The sequence below is a fragment of the Acinetobacter sp. Res13-Abat-PEC15-P4-01 genome (genome assembly GCF_015676285.1).
GTDB classification, from domain to species: Bacteria; Pseudomonadota; Gammaproteobacteria; order Pseudomonadales; family Moraxellaceae; genus Acinetobacter; species Acinetobacter nematophilus.
Genome location: NZ_JADAIN010000037.1, coordinates 165,861 through 179,555 on the forward strand (window position 1 = coordinate 165,861; position 13,695 = coordinate 179,555).

Consider the following 13,695-nt stretch of genomic DNA (forward strand, 5'->3'; position numbering starts at 1 on the left):
TTATTTTACGAACGCAATGTCGGATAAAATTCTTTGGTCAAATAAGGCGTAAGAATACCCGTCTCTGGGTTCAGCAACTTTTCTTTGTAATATTCCAAAAATTCCGAGGTATCATGATCATTGGGATGAAAATCTGGACGTAGATAATCAAAAATATGCTTAAAGCTGCTGCCATAAACACCATCTTTTAAACCAAAAATCAGACCGAAATTATAAGGAATCTCTCTCCAGTAACGTAAGCTGATTAAATTCTTTGGATTTCGATAGAAAGGAACCAAAAATGAAGCAGCTGAAATCAAAACAAGAATCGTGATCAATGCAGGGAAAAATCCTGCAATACGTAATAGATAGTTATTTGATAATTCTTGAAAAACATCAAAGGCAATGTCTTTATGCTCGGATTCTTCAAGCATATGCCACATCCAGATTGCACGCTGTTTTTCATCTTGAGAACGGAAGAAAATTTCTTCATGATTCATCATGTATTCCGCCAAAACAGCGGTGAAATGCTCAATCCCTGCCATTAATGAAAGTTTCATTGGCTGTGGAAGACGCTCAAATCCATATTCAAACGCCCACCCGGCCCAAGTACGGAAAAGTTTTACAGGCAAATCACGAATTAGATAAGCTTCATTTAACTCTTCATGCATTTTGGAATGAATGGCTTCTTGACCAATCAATGATGTTACACGTTGCTTCAGTAAAGGATCGGAGATGAAATCACGATGATATCGTGCTGTATCAATCACCAAGTCTTCGCCGCGTGTCAAAAAAATTGACAGTGAAGCAAAGTAGGCACTTGCTAACTCGGCATCCATATAAAATTTGTGGTCTATTTTTGCTGGATCAAAATCAAATTTCATATGTCGAATAGGGATAATCGGCGTTTGATTTTCCAAACTAAATGGTGCTGATGCAAACACTTTAGCGACAGCATTTTTTAACGGTTTCATGAACATAGCAAATACTCTTTATTCATTTAATCTGGTCATCCATGTACAGTTCTATTTAAAACATGACACAGCTTGCCTTTTGAGTAAAAACTCTAATTTGATTGCTAAAAATTACGATATGCTTTGTCAATTACCATTGGCATATGCAGACATTCGATTAGCAAATTATGACAACCACAACGGATTGTCTAACAATCAGTCCTTAGCCTTGTTCTTCCAGATAGAAAATGTCCCATGAAGACAATCTCTGTAATTTCTTGAGAAATCACAATTGATCAAAAATTCTTTTTAAGACATGAGAGAAGAGCAACAATTCAGTTACTCCTCTTTATAAGGTATGCAGTTTAGTGTGTAGATGAGCTACGAATCGCTGGCGTGAATTCTTTAATAAAATAAGGACTTAATGTTCCTGTCACAGGATCTAGTAATTCTTTTTTGAAATACGCCAATAACTCACTGGTATCATGATCATTCGGATGAAAGCTTGGGCGTAGATAGTCAAAAATATGCCCTAAACTACTTCCAAATACCCCCTCTTTTAAGCCAAAAAGTAAATCCCAACTGCCCTTGGCTTCTCTCCAAAAACTTAGGCTCAATGTATTTTTCGGACGCCGTAAAAAAGGTAAAAATAATGCGCCGGCACCTACACCTAACCCAAGCGTAATCAATGCAATAAAAAATCCTAAAATACGTAAGCTGTAGTTTGCAGAAAGGACTTGATAAGTATCATATGCGATATCTTTGTGCTCAGACTCTTCAAGCATGTGCCACAACCACAAGGCACGTGTTTTTTCATCAAGAGAATGATTGAAAATGTCTTGGTGCGTCATTGCATATTGGGCAAAAACAGCAGTGAAATGCTCGATTCCAGCCATCATTGAAAGCTTTAAGGGCTGCGGGAATTTCAGGAAAGTGTTGTTGAATACTTGCTCTGCAAGAAAGCGGTACAATTGCACAGGCAAGTGATTGGGAATCATGGTTTCATTGTATTCTTCATGGACTTTAGAATGAATCGCCTCTTGACCAATCAAACTGGTTAAACGCTGTTTTAAGATCGGATCTTTGATTTGGTCACGATGGTGGCGTGCAGTTTCAATCACCAGCTCTTCACCATAGGTCAAAAAAATGGAAAGTGCAGCAAAATAAGCTGTTGCCCATTCTTTTTGCATAAAAAATTTAACATCCAGCTCATCAGGGCTGAATTTGAAATCAAAGTGACGAATGGGAATATTAGCGACCTGCTCAGTTAAATCCACCAATGGGCTTGGAAAAACTTTTGCAAAGACCTTTTTGACTGGTTTAGCAAGCAACATATAAAACCTCATCTGTTTATCTATGGCGCAAAGCTTTGTCTAAAAATTCAATACAAATTCACATTTCCAGTCAAAACCATGCTTTTATAATGGCGAAATTAAGACATAATGATCGAAAGACCATTAGCATTTACGGTCATTTGATTGGCAATTTATGACTATTCAGCAAAGTGTCCGACAAGCGCCTTAAATGAGTGTATTTGCGGATAAATAATGACCCGCAAGGACATTTTTAATCATTCATTTTGACCTAGTTTTTTTAATATTGGTAAATTCACTATTTATGATATCTTAAATAAAATAATTAGACTGAGTATTAAAATATATAGGCAAATTATGGTGAAAAATTATTATCGATACTTATTTAATTTGATCATAATAAGTATTACCTTAATATTCAGCTCCTTATCTTTTGCTAAAGATAGAATTCAATACCATGTTCAAAACTTTGATGCTTCGACTTTAAAAGTGATTAATGAACAAGGGGTTGTAAGCCAGTCTTATCAATACACACCTTTTGGTCAACAACTGCAATACAAAAAACCAAGTAATTTAAAGAATCCAAATGCTTTTGTTGGGGGAATTCAAGATACAAATGATTGGATTTATTTGCAGCAACGCTACTATAACCCAGTATTAGGTCGATTTTATCAGCCTGATCCTGTGACTTTCATTATAAATGGGCATGGACAGACCAATCGTTATCAATATGGCTGGAATGACAGTTATAGCTTCAAAGATCCTAGTGGTCAGGCTGCTCAAGTTGCTTTTGTTCCACTAGTATTATGGATTGCTGACAATCTTAGATCCGATACACCTAATGCAAACAATTTACTACCTAGCGGTATTGGTGATGCTGCTATAGCTGGTTATGGAGGAGCTTCCTTACTATTCTCAGCAAGATTAGCTTCAATGTCGACTGCGGAATTAAGCTATTATAATATAGTACAGAATAGTGCATCAATTTCACCTGTAGTGTGGTTGACTCCATCAGCATTACAAGGGGCGAGCCCTATTTTATGGGATGGCGCTTATGCAACTAGACAGATTTTAGGTACAACTACAACTCCTGCTGGTCGCTCTATTAATTTTCATGCTGCTGAAAGAATGGTTTATCCACCCAAAGGAAGAATACCAATGTCTCCAAAAGAGATAGATGCCGTACTTGATGGAGCGACTAATATTAGAAAGATGACTTACAATATTTATGGAGATACTTTAACTATTCAAAATAAAAATATGTTAGGAAGTCCTCAAGTTGTAGTTGATGCCCAAACAGGTAATAGAATTATCACTGTGATAAATCCAAGAGCTAAATAATATGAAACTAATTACACTGAATGATAGAATTCAAAACTTTATTGAAAAAAAAGATATTTCAATAAAAAATGCTCAAGAAATTGATTTCTTGTTGAATAACCTAGGTATTGATAATGAAGTAATTGATGATTTAATTTTAATGATAGCTTTATATGTTCCAGGTGGAGGAGATTTTTTATTAGATGAGGATCAAATTATTATACAATTAAATAAAGCAAAAAAAGTACTTGAAATTTCACAAAATTAAAAATGCAGGTTGTGAGTATTTTCATAAAAAATTTATATTTGATACTAAGATAAATCTTCTAAATACATTGAGTAGAAACTTATAAAAAATAATAAGTTATTTATATTAAAAGTTTACTCTTTCATTAATATCCCTTAAAACATTTTGATCGATTCACAAGCAATTCCTATTTGGCTACTCTGTATTCAATGCTAAACTGATGCTCACTTTATTTTAATCACCTCTAATAACAATGTTGAATTATTTTTGGCGTTTGGCAAAACTACTCAAAATTGATCAGTTTAAATATCGCCCATTGACGAATGGGGAAATCCGAATTAGCCAGACTGTGTTTGGTGACCTGATTGATTACGATCAGGTTAAAATCATGAATCATCCCTACCTGCCATGGCAACCTGTCGGCATCTTAATGGCACCGAATGGCTATATACATTTAAAAGATGCTGATTATTGTGAAGATTTTTCCTGCATGAGTTTAGCCTATCAAGCTGTGTTCATTCATGAAATGGCACACGTCTATCAATATCAACGTCATGAAAAGGTACTGCTAAAAGGCGCAATTTTACAGTCTGCAATGTATCTTAGTTTTGGACGATATAATCCTTACCGCTATACCTTGGTTCAGGGAAAATCTTATTTTGACTATAATATCGAACAGCAAGGCGACATCGCTAAAGATATCTATTTAAATCGGATCAAAAATATCATTTTGCAGTAAATCCAAACTAAAATTTGAAACTTTTAGTTTCATTCGAACTTTTTTGTGATCTATTTCATAATTTCTTCAAAAAGAATATCAATTCCGATATAAAAACCAAAAAATAATGAAAAATCACTAGTTTCTACAAATAAAATACTCTAAATTCATGGTGTCATTGATGCTGTACTGAATAAACTTGATGAATCACTAGCTTCTGACATTTTTTTAGTTAAAATACTCAATGTCTGAAATTTTTGCATTGCAAAAAAATAAAGATTTTTGATGATTTTTTGATGATTTTATAGCTTCGCCCTTTGGCAGTTTTTGTTGTGTCTATATATACATACGTTGAATAACTACATTTTAAAAATCAACAAAATGTATATAAATTACCCTATTGGAATAGGATTTGGTTTAAATGAAAAGTTTTAAAATTGCTCTTGCGCAATTCTCTCCATTCATTGGTGATCTTGATTCAAATGTTCAAAAGATGATTGAGCAAGCCAATGAAGCAAAAAAACAGAATGCTGAAATTATTGTTTTTCCTGAACTTTCTATTATCGGTTATCCGGCTGAAGATTTATTTCTACGCCCAAGCTTAGCTAAACGTACAGCACAGGCTTTTGAAAAATTAGCTGCGATCAAAGATATCGTTTTGGTCTTTGGCTTTGTGAATCTTACGGAAGACGGTCAACGCTATAATGCTGCTGCTGTCATGAAAGATGGTCAAGTACTGGGTATTTATAATAAACAAAATTTACCTAACTATAGTGTGTTTGACGAAAAACGTTATTTTAACGAAGGTCATCAACATCTCGTTTTTGAATACTTGGGGCATAAGTTTGGTGTATTGATCTGTGAAGATGTTTGGTCGCTCAATACAGTTCAACAGCTGGCTCAACTGAATGTCGAAAGCGTACTGGTACTGAATGCTTCACCTTATGAAGTTGGCAAACCTCAGCACCGTATCGTAACGCTCAAGGAATTAGCAAAACAATTGAATCTGCACTTGGTCTATGTCAATCAAGTTGGTGGACAGGACGATCTTATTTTTGATGGCACAAGTTTTGTGATTAACCAATCAGGTGAGGTTGCATTACAGGCACCAAGTTTCACTGAAGATCTTTACTTTGCAGAATACCAAGTTGAAAATAAAAGTTATCAAGTTGTCGAAACTGTACCTGCTTTAAGTACGATGGCCGAGATTTACCAAGGTCTAGTTTTAGCAACACGTGATTATGTTCAACGTTCAGGCTTTCCTGGTGTAATTCTTGGTTTATCCGGCGGTATCGACTCTGCTTTAACACTTGCGATTGCTGTTGATGCAATTGGTGCGGATAAAGTTCAAGCAGTGATGATGCCGTATACCTATACCTCTCAAATTAGTGTTGAAGACGCCACTGAACAAGCCAAGCGTATGGGGGTTACATTTGGCATCGCTGAAATTCACCCGATTGTAAATAGTTTCATGCAAACACTATACCCATTCTTTGGCAACTCACCTGCTGATGCAACAGAAGAAAATCTTCAAGCACGTGCACGTGGTACATTATTGATGGGTTTATCCAATAAATTTGGTAATTTAGTGCTTTCAACAGGCAATAAATCAGAACTTTCTGTGGGTTACTGTACTTTATATGGTGACATGGTGGGAGGGTTTGCTGTCCTTAAAGATGTTTATAAAACCATTGTGTTTGAATTGGCGAAATACCGTAACAGCATTTCAGAAACGCCTGTGATTCCTGAACGTGTGATTACTCGTCCGCCATCAGCTGAACTCCGTCCAGATCAAAAAGATCAAGATTCACTCCCTGCTTACGATATACTCGATGCAATTCTATACGCCTATATCGAAGAAGAACAAAGCCAAGAAGACATCATTGCCAAAGGTTTTGAACGTGAAGTTGTTGAAAAAGTGATTCGTCTGGTTGACCGTAATGAATACAAACGCCGTCAAGGTTCAATTGGACCGCGTATCAGCTCACGTGCATTCAGTCGTGAACGTCGCTATCCGATTGTAAACGGCTGGAAACCTGGTGTATAAGCCCCGTGAATGTGGATAATTCACTCCCAGCGAGCTTTGCTCAGGAACTTGCTCAAGCACTTTTGCTTGAGCAAGTTCGCTATACCAAACAACAATTACTCGATCAAAAAAATCCTCAATTTATTCAAAATTTTATTTCTCAAACTTATCAGAATGCTGACAAAATTCTTTTAAAAAACGTGATACAACTCGAACAACTATCTTCAGTTGTTCAAAAATACGCATTTGAACTGAATTTGGGCGCTGATATTCTTGAGTTTATTGGTGTCGTTGCGCAAAAAATTCATCAATATGCAATTGGTAGCCAGACCGTTATCAATGATTTACTTTCTGATGAATCCTTTGAATTATGGATGTTCAAGATTTTAGAACTTGAACAACTCCGCAACTACCTTCAAGAAAACTTACAGCACAATCCTCAGATTCAGCAAGTCAGCCTACAGCTTGCCAATCAGATTGTTGAAAGCAATACACCTTGGCTTGATCAGCTTCGCCACTACACAGTTAAACAAAATCGTCTTGCTTCCAAAGTCGTGAGCTTTATCCAAGACCAACAACAAAATATTGAATTAAAATTAGAAAACCAGCTTGCGGCAGCAATACGCAAACAACTCAGTAATATCATTATGCTTCCCAATGAGGATTTGGCAGATATTGCGACCCACATCTGGTCTGAAATCAAACAGCGTTCGTTAAAAGAAACATTTTCTCAACTACAGTCGATAGATTTTGAGGAATTCTTTATTCTCGTTTACGAAACATGGAAAGAGCTTCGTGAAACAGAATATATGCAGCAGGTTATTCTCAATGTTGTAGAAGCATTTTATGAATACTTTGGTGAATATAGTCTGCAGGAATTATTGCACTCTGTAGGTCTAGATAAAAATGACTTATACATTGAAGCAGCGCGATTTATTCCGCATACATTAGGTGCATTAGACCAACACGGTCTGTTAGACAGCATCATCCAATCTTTGATTGCACCCTTCTATCTAGATTCACAAACACATCGCTTTATAGAAAGTTTTCTTGCTGAGAAAGCATAGCATTGATGTAAAGTGGATCACCTTTCTAGCAGCAATGTTTCCAAACCAATTTAAACCATCACCATAAAGCACGCCAATAAAAGCTTAATCCCATCAAGCAACATTGACATATCACGGATTTAGTGAATTAAAAAACAAATTATATTTTACAGTATGCGCTTTCTACAGATTGACGGTCTGTATATATGGCACTAAAAATTTCATTTTTGATTGAGTTCAGCCCCATTGCCTGACTTTATTTTTAATCCATACGATCGACATGGTTTTGACTTAAACATTTGACGATACAAAAAAAGAGACCATGCGGTGAGCATGGTCTATAAAAATGGTGGCTATGACGGGACTTGAACCTGTGACCCCCGCATTATGAGTGCGGTGCTCTAACCAACTGAGCTACATAGCCGTAAACTGTGTGCGCATTATCTAAAGTTATACACCTTACGTCAAGCATTTAAATAAACCGATGATCACACTTTAAACAATTGATATTTAAATGTTTAAAATTAATACATATTTGTATTTTCATTAGAGAATTGACACATTCAAGCAATCAAATGATCTGGCAATTGAATATTTTCTAAATCAAGGATTTAATTTTTTAATTGAAGGTGTTTCAATAAAATGGCACTTAAACAATCAAGCAACCAAAGCTATTCTATAACCATTAAACAATATGGCAATCATGGCGTTTTAATATTTTAAATATTCAGATCCAGCAATAAATAGAGAGTGATTTACCACTCTCTATTTGCAACCAGCTCTTCCATTTCAATATCAAGATAGCCTTGGTCTTGTACCACCATCATCAATGCTTCAGCAATATAATCTGCTGCAGTATCATCTAGCGAGGAGTCTAAGTCTTCAAACTGAGGCTTCATTTCATTAATTTCAGTCACAGTCAGATTTGCCAAAGAATAAATTTCAGCATCGCTAAAGCTGGTTTTAGCCACCTTTTTAGCAAATTGTTCAATGAGTTGCTTTATTTCGGCAACCAGAATATCGGGATAATATTCATCATCGAACATTGGGAGAAGTAGATCGTTAAACATAGCAACCTAAAATAAAACAGCAATTCACGCGCTTATATAACACAAACCCTACAATTCGCCAAATCTACTTGCGCTCTTAAGGTTATATTTTTTAAATCGTTTGCTCATTGGATACAGGAATACACGCCAATCACCAAACTTATGCATTTAAGAAAGATTCCTAAACCCACAATTACATCCAATTTAAAGCACTTGTGGTTAAATCGCAGTACGCATTGCCTGCCAAACTTTAATCGCATCCGACATTGCTTTTACATCATGTGCACGTACCATGCATGCCCCTTGCTGAATACTTATCAAATGCGCAGCAACACTGCCCACCGCGCGATTTTGTGCATCCACACCACCCAGTGTCTCCCCTATGAAACGCTTGCGTGACAATGCGGATAAAATAGGATATCCCAAGCAATGAAGCTTATAAAACTCATTGAGCAACTTTAAATTCTGCTGGGCATTTTTTGCAAATCCAAACCCTGGATCAATCAGAATATTTTCAGGCTTTACGCCTGCCTGCAATGCAGCATCAATACGCTGTTGTAACTCTTTGATCACCTCTAATGTCACATCCTGATACTGATCCAATTGATTCATTGTAGTTGGCTCACCACGCATATGCATGATAATCACAGGAATATCCAATTCTGCCGCCGTTTGCAATGCATTTGGACGTGTTAATGCACGTACGTCATTCCAAATGTGTGCACCTGCTTCAACTGCGGCACGAATGACTTCCGGTTGAGAGGTATCCACAGAGATCACTACATCATATTGAGCAAGTTCAGCCACCACAGGAATCACACGTCGGATTTCTTCTGCAATTTCTACAATCGAAGCGCCAGGACGAGTAGATTCACCACCTACATCAATCACAGTTGCACCTGCTTCAATCATTTGTTTGGCATAAGCAATGGCTTGATCCTTTTGATTATGCTGCCCACCATCACTAAAAGAATCTGGAGTTACATTGAGTATCCCCATGACATGTGCTTGTGATAAATCCAAACTCAAACGTCCACAACGCAAGATTTTATTTGGCAGTGACACCAATTGCATGTCGCTTCTCCATGATTAATTCCTTTTAGTTTACCAATTACACACTATTTCAAGATAAATTCTTTTAACAATAAAGTGTATTTGCATAAAAAAAGAGCCTCACATGAGACTCTTTTTGACCTGGTTCAATCAGGTTGCCGGTAATGGCGGCGGAGTTGATGGACCATCTGTAGGTGTCACATCGATTACAGGATTCTCAGCAACATAAACCTTAGGTGGCTGCGGCTCACGACCTTCCATAATGTCACGGATTTGATCACGATCAATGGTTTCCCATTCCATCAAAGCTTTCACCATTGCATGGGCAATATCCTTGTTATTTTCAAGAATATCACGGGCAACTTTGTACTGCTCATCAAGAATACGACGTACTTCTTGGTCAACTTGTTGTTGAGTTGCTTCAGAAATAGTTCGGCTACCGACGTTTCCAAAGAAACCATTTTGGTTTTCATCTTCGTAAACCATTACCCCCATTTTGTCAGACATACCGTACTTGGTCACCATTGCACGCGCCATTTTAGTTGCACGTTCAAAGTCGTTGGAAGCACCTGTCGACATCTGGTTCATAAACACTTCTTCTGCTATACGACCGCCGAATAAGATAGACAGTTCATTTAACATCTTAGACTTGTAATGACTGGTTTGGTCATGTTCAGGCAATTGCCAAGTCACACCCAGCGCCCAACCACGCGGCATAATGGTTACTTTATGCACAGGATCAGTACCTGGAAGAATCTCAGCAACAATCGCATGACCTGCTTCATGGTAAGCTGTCGCACGACGTTCTTCTTCACGGATCACCATCGACTTACGCTCAGGTCCCATATAGATCTTGTCTTTTGCATCTTCAAAGTCATGCATATCGACAGTGTTCTTGTTGCGACGCGCAGCAAACAGAGCTGCCTCATTGACAAGATTTGCCAATTGCGCACCAGAGAAGCCCGGCGTACCACGTGCAAGCACTTTAAGATCAACACCTGTTACAGATGGAAGTTTCTTTAAATGCACTGCCAAAATCTGCTCACGTCCTTTGATGTCAGGAAGCCCCACCATCACTTGACGGTCAAAACGCCCTGGACGCAACAATGCTTTATCGAGTACGTCAGCACGGTTGGTCGCAGCAATAACGATAATACCTTCGTTACCTTCGAAACCATCCATTTCAACCAACATCTGGTTCAAAGTTTGTTCACGCTCATCATGACCACCACCAGTACCTGAACCACGATGACGACCAACAGCATCAATCTCGTCAATAAAGATGATACAAGGCGCATGACGTTTTGCTTGTTCGAACATGTCACGTACACGTGAAGCACCCACACCTACAAACATTTCAACGAAATCAGAACCTGAAATGCTAAAGAATGGCACTTTTGCTTCACCGGCAATCGCCTTCGCAAGTAAAGTTTTACCTGTACCTGGAGGACCAACCATCAATACGCCTTTTGGAATTGTTGCTCCTAAACGTTTGAATTTTGCAGGGTCTTTTAAGAAATCTACAATTTCTACAACTTCTTGTTTTGCTTCATCACAACCTGCGACATCAGTAAATGTCACTTTGATTTGGTCTTCAGAAAGCATTTTTGCCTTGGATTTACCAAAACTCATTGGACCATTTTTACCGCCTGCACCACCGCCCATGTTACGCATAAAGAACATGAACAATAAAATAATTAAGAGTACAGGGAAACTTGCAATGAGAAGTTGCATCAACAAACCTTGACGTTGAGGTGCAGTACCTTCAACAACAACGTTATTTTTGATGAGTGTAGGCATCAGTTCAGGATCTTGAACTGCTGGGCGAATACTTTCAAAGTTCGAACCGTTCTTTTTTTCGCCGCTTATTCTTTCACCATCAATTGTGACTTTACTAATTTGACCAGCATTCACCGCTGTGACGAATTCAGAATAATTCATCGCAGAAGGCTTACTGCGGTCACTGAGATTGCTGAAGATTAAGATCAGCACACCCAGTATGACCAGCCACAATACGGCATTTTTGAAGTAATCGCTCAAAGCTTTATTCCCATATATAACTATTTTGATCAGGCTCAATCATGCTTGATCGTAACAAAAAGCGAGTAATGAATTTCGCAATAAAGATTAAAAAAGTACAAAATGCACAATTTTTAACAACTTGGCAAGCATTTGTTGGCAATTCATTACGAACTACGAACATACCTTAAAAATGCCCGCTATTGCGAAACTTTTTTACGACCCTGTCCAATTAAAAAAACTTCTTTTGAACGTGCACGTGAAGCAGCAGGTTTTGCTGTTTTCAATACATCAAAACTGTCCACGACTTGCTTTCGGAACTCATCAAATCCACTACCTTGGAAAACCTTGACTACAAATTGCCCCTTCGGTCCTAAAACTTTATTGGCAAAATCTAGCGCAAGTTCACACAAATAAATCTGGCGAGGTTGATCTACAGCCCTATTACCTGATGTATTGGGGGCCATATCTGAAATTACAACGTCTACAGTGCGTCCATTTAAAATATTTAACAATTTTTCGAAAACTTCTTCTTCTCTGAAATCACCTTGTAAAAAAGTAACATCAGGCAAAGCATCCATTTCCAAAATATCGGAAGCAATCACTAAACCCTTGTCACCGACCAGTTTTCCTGCGATTTGCGACCAGCTTCCTGGCGCAGCCCCCAAGTCAACCACAGTCATTCCGGGTTTAATCATTTTATATTTTTCTTGAATTTCAAGAAGTTTATATGCTGCGCGAGCACGATATCCTTCTTTTTGTGCTTTTTTCACAAAAGGATCATCTAAATGCTCTCTCATCCACGCACGACTACTTTTGGATAACTTTTGGTTGGTAATGCGTGTAGCCATAACTCTCTTGATCTAAACGGATAACTAACTTGTGATTGTACGTGAAAAATATTCTCATTGCAGTATTCATATGGATTAAAATCGATAGATATTGATATGTTTTTTTGAATAAGCTTCATCGAATATTTCTACAGAATTTACAGCGCAGCGATATGGCTTTTGTTATACTAAGCCGTTTTTAAAATCAGGTTATTTTTTATGGCGACTCTATCTATCCAAGAACGTAAGCGTTTACGTCAAATCGGACATGCATTAAATCCAGTTGTAATGCTGGGTGATAAAGGCTTGACTGAAAGTGTCGTTGAAGAATTAAACCGTGCTTTAAATGATCATGAGCTAATTAAAGTTAAAATTGCGGGTGAAGATCGTGAAGCACGCACAGCAACGATCACTGAAATAGCGGATACCACTGGCGCAGAGGTAGTTCAAACTATCGGTAAAATTGCTTTGCTTTACAAAAAAGCAGCCAAACAAAATCAAAAACTTTCTAATTTGGTTCGTCACGCTCATCTTTCTAATTAAGATTTATTTTCATGGCAAGTTACGAACTTAATGCTTTTGATCGTCGTTTTCAAAGTATCTCTTTAGTGGGTGCAATTGAGCAGATCAATCCTTATACCTTGAATGTAGGTTATTGGTTAAGAGATCCCAATCAATTTATTGTGTATCCTGAACCTGTTGCAGCTCATCCGCGTCAAGATTTTCTCTGGGAAAATACCTGTTTTGAAGTTTTCATTGGCGTACATGGCGAAGACCAATACCGAGAAGTAAATCTCTCCCCTTCTCAAGCTTGGCAAGCCTATCAATTTGAAGAATATCGTTATCCTGAAAACATGCCTCCTGTTGCTGCGTATGATATTGAGTTAAATCAGCTTAAGCGCACACATTATGGATTGAATGTTAGTTTAGACCTGACTGAGTTTATGCTGGCACATAAACTAAAGTGGTCTGATTTGTTTATTGGACTAAGTGCTGTTTTGAATACCACGCAAGGTCAGCATTTCTTCGCAATGCAACATAGCGGACAGCAAGCTGACTTTCACAACAAACGTGACTGGTTACATACCTTCTAATGGTCACTGTTCAATTCAGTTGCATTTAAATAAAAAAGTGAGGCATTT

General features: G+C 37.6%; 13 protein-coding genes and 1 tRNA gene. 7 read left to right on the plus strand and 7 right to left on the minus strand.

What is annotated here, in order from left to right; all coding sequences use genetic code 11:
- Positions 1 to 5: 5 nt before the first annotated feature.
- Both IMO47_RS13560 and IMO47_RS13565 read right to left on the minus strand, forming a co-directional pair.
- Positions 6 to 959 (minus strand): metal-dependent hydrolase, encoded by a 954-nt coding sequence (locus IMO47_RS13560; RefSeq protein ID WP_196075654.1) that lies wholly within the window; start codon positions 957 to 959, stop codon positions 6 to 8.
- Between the two features lie 338 nt (positions 960 to 1,297).
- Positions 1,298 to 2,266, minus strand: a complete 969-nt coding sequence (locus IMO47_RS13565; protein WP_196075653.1) for a metal-dependent hydrolase — start codon at positions 2,264 to 2,266, stop codon at positions 1,298 to 1,300.
- 336 nt (positions 2,267 to 2,602) lie between these two features.
- Here IMO47_RS13565 and IMO47_RS19710 point away from each other — a divergent pair, with 336 nt between their 5' ends.
- From IMO47_RS19710 to IMO47_RS13590, 5 genes are all read left to right on the plus strand, one after another.
- On the plus strand, positions 2,603 to 3,586 hold the full coding sequence (locus IMO47_RS19710) for an RHS repeat-associated core domain-containing protein (protein WP_227552147.1): 984 nt from the start codon (positions 2,603 to 2,605) through the stop codon (positions 3,584 to 3,586).
- Position 3,587: 1 nt separating this feature from the next.
- Positions 3,588 to 3,833 carry a hypothetical protein gene (locus IMO47_RS13575; RefSeq protein WP_196077786.1) on the plus strand — a complete coding sequence of 82 codons (246 nt, stop codon included), beginning with the start codon at positions 3,588 to 3,590 and terminating at the stop codon, positions 3,831 to 3,833.
- A gap of 232 nt (positions 3,834 to 4,065) precedes the next feature.
- Positions 4,066 to 4,551 carry a hypothetical protein gene (locus IMO47_RS13580; protein WP_196076291.1) on the plus strand — a complete coding sequence of 162 codons (486 nt, stop codon included), beginning with the start codon at positions 4,066 to 4,068 and terminating at the stop codon, positions 4,549 to 4,551.
- A gap of 400 nt (positions 4,552 to 4,951) precedes the next feature.
- The gene (locus IMO47_RS13585) at positions 4,952 to 6,577 is read left to right on the plus strand and encodes an NAD+ synthase (RefSeq protein WP_196076290.1); all 1,626 of its coding nucleotides are present in this window, start codon (positions 4,952 to 4,954) and stop codon (positions 6,575 to 6,577) included.
- 5 nt (positions 6,578 to 6,582) lie between these two features.
- Positions 6,583 to 7,623, plus strand: coding sequence for a hypothetical protein (locus IMO47_RS13590; RefSeq protein WP_196076289.1), 1,041 nt, complete (start codon positions 6,583 to 6,585; stop codon positions 7,621 to 7,623).
- A gap of 326 nt (positions 7,624 to 7,949) precedes the next feature.
- On the opposite strand, the gene IMO47_RS13595 is transcribed toward IMO47_RS13590, so the two are convergent.
- The 5 genes from IMO47_RS13595 to rlmE all read right to left on the minus strand — a co-directional run bounded on the left by IMO47_RS13595 (position 7,950) and on the right by rlmE (position 12,574).
- Positions 7,950 to 8,026: transfer RNA gene (locus tag IMO47_RS13595), tRNA-Met, on the minus strand.
- A 331-nt stretch (positions 8,027 to 8,357) separates the two neighbouring features.
- Positions 8,358 to 8,672, minus strand: coding sequence for a DUF5713 family protein (locus IMO47_RS13600; protein WP_196076288.1), 315 nt, complete (start codon positions 8,670 to 8,672; stop codon positions 8,358 to 8,360).
- 198 nt (positions 8,673 to 8,870) lie between these two features.
- Positions 8,871 to 9,725, minus strand: a complete 855-nt coding sequence (gene folP, locus IMO47_RS13605; RefSeq protein ID WP_198426925.1) for a dihydropteroate synthase — start codon at positions 9,723 to 9,725, stop codon at positions 8,871 to 8,873.
- 129 nt (positions 9,726 to 9,854) lie between these two features.
- Complete coding sequence (gene ftsH / locus IMO47_RS13610; protein WP_196076287.1) at positions 9,855 to 11,744, minus strand: ATP-dependent zinc metalloprotease FtsH; 1,890 nt, start codon at positions 11,742 to 11,744, stop codon at positions 9,855 to 9,857.
- 179 nt (positions 11,745 to 11,923) lie between these two features.
- Positions 11,924 to 12,574: a 23S rRNA (uridine(2552)-2'-O)-methyltransferase RlmE gene (gene rlmE, locus IMO47_RS13615; protein WP_004829459.1), complete on the minus strand. Its 651-nt coding sequence runs from the start codon at positions 12,572 to 12,574 to the stop codon at positions 11,924 to 11,926.
- Between the two features lie 198 nt (positions 12,575 to 12,772).
- Here rlmE and yhbY point away from each other — a divergent pair, with 198 nt between their 5' ends.
- Positions 12,773 to 13,096 carry a ribosome assembly RNA-binding protein YhbY gene (gene yhbY / locus IMO47_RS13620; protein ID WP_196076286.1) on the plus strand — a complete coding sequence of 108 codons (324 nt, stop codon included), beginning with the start codon at positions 12,773 to 12,775 and terminating at the stop codon, positions 13,094 to 13,096.
- 11 nt (positions 13,097 to 13,107) lie between these two features.
- Positions 13,108 to 13,647, plus strand: a complete 540-nt coding sequence (locus IMO47_RS13625) for a DOMON-like domain-containing protein (protein ID WP_196076285.1) — start codon at positions 13,108 to 13,110, stop codon at positions 13,645 to 13,647.
- Positions 13,648 to 13,695: the final 48 nt, after the last annotated feature.

Excerpts from the sequence above, each read along its gene's own strand:
- IMO47_RS13560 (WP_196075654.1), bottom strand. The coding sequence starts at position 959 with ATGTTCATGAAACCGTTAAAAAATGCTGTCGCTAAAGTGTTTGCATCA.
- IMO47_RS13565 (WP_196075653.1), bottom strand. The coding sequence starts at position 2,266 with ATGTTGCTTGCTAAACCAGTCAAAAAGGTCTTTGCAAAAGTTTTTCCA.
- IMO47_RS19710 (WP_227552147.1), top strand. The coding sequence starts at position 2,603 with ATGGTGAAAAATTATTATCGATACTTATTTAATTTGATCATAATAAGT.
- IMO47_RS13575 (WP_196077786.1), top strand. The coding sequence starts at position 3,588 with ATGAAACTAATTACACTGAATGATAGAATTCAAAACTTTATTGAAAAA.
- IMO47_RS13580 (WP_196076291.1), top strand. The coding sequence starts at position 4,066 with ATGTTGAATTATTTTTGGCGTTTGGCAAAACTACTCAAAATTGATCAG.
- IMO47_RS13585 (WP_196076290.1), top strand. The coding sequence starts at position 4,952 with ATGAAAAGTTTTAAAATTGCTCTTGCGCAATTCTCTCCATTCATTGGT.
- IMO47_RS13600 (WP_196076288.1), bottom strand. The coding sequence starts at position 8,672 with ATGTTTAACGATCTACTTCTCCCAATGTTCGATGATGAATATTATCCC.
- folP (WP_198426925.1), bottom strand. The coding sequence starts at position 9,725 with ATGCAATTGGTGTCACTGCCAAATAAAATCTTGCGTTGTGGACGTTTG.
- rlmE (WP_004829459.1), bottom strand. The coding sequence starts at position 12,574 with ATGGCTACACGCATTACCAACCAAAAGTTATCCAAAAGTAGTCGTGCG.
- yhbY (WP_196076286.1), top strand. The coding sequence starts at position 12,773 with ATGGCGACTCTATCTATCCAAGAACGTAAGCGTTTACGTCAAATCGGA.
- IMO47_RS13625 (WP_196076285.1), top strand. The coding sequence starts at position 13,108 with ATGGCAAGTTACGAACTTAATGCTTTTGATCGTCGTTTTCAAAGTATC.